Source organism: Paenibacillus sp. P2(2022) (genome assembly GCF_029522175.1).
Taxonomy (GTDB): domain Bacteria; phylum Bacillota; class Bacilli; order Paenibacillales; family Paenibacillaceae; genus Paenibacillus; species Paenibacillus polymyxa.
Window position 1 is genome coordinate 1 of record NZ_JAKWFI010000040.1, and the last position, 609, is coordinate 609.

Annotated in this window: 1 rRNA gene; it reads right to left on the minus strand. The window is 53.5% G+C overall.

The features are described from left to right. Positions 1-609, minus strand: a 23S ribosomal RNA gene (locus MMB75_RS26075); the annotation flags it as partial.

A 609-nucleotide genomic window follows, 5' to 3' on the forward strand; every position in this document is an offset into this window, starting at 1 on the left:
TCAAGCTCCCTTCTGCCTTTGCACTCTTCGAATGATTTCCAACCATTCTGAGGGAACCTTGGGGCGCCTCCGTTACTCTTTAGGAGGCGACCGCCCCAGTCAAACTGCCCACCTGACACTGTCCTCGTACCGGATCACGGTACCAAGTTAGAACCTAGATACGATCAGGGTGGTATCCCAAGGATGCCTCCTCTCAAGCTGGCGCTCAAGATTCAACGGCTCCCACCTATCCTGTACAGATCGTACCCAAATTCAATATCAAGCTGCAGTAAAGCTCCATGGGGTCTTTCCGTCTTGTCGCGGGTAACCTGCATCTTCACAGGTATTAAAATTTCACCGGATCTCTCGTTGAGACAGCGCCCAAGTCGTTACGCCATTCGTGCGGGTCAGAATTTACCTGACAAGGAATTTCGCTACCTTAGGACCGTTATAGTTACGGCCGCCGTTTACTGGGGCTTCGGTTCATAGCTTCGCTCTTGCGAGCTTACCACTCCCCTTAACCTTCCAGCACCGGGCAGGCGTCAGCCCGTATACTTCGCCTTGCGGCTTCGCACAGACCTGTGTTTTTGCTAAACAGTCGCTTGGGCCTTTTCACTGCGGCCCCCTCGG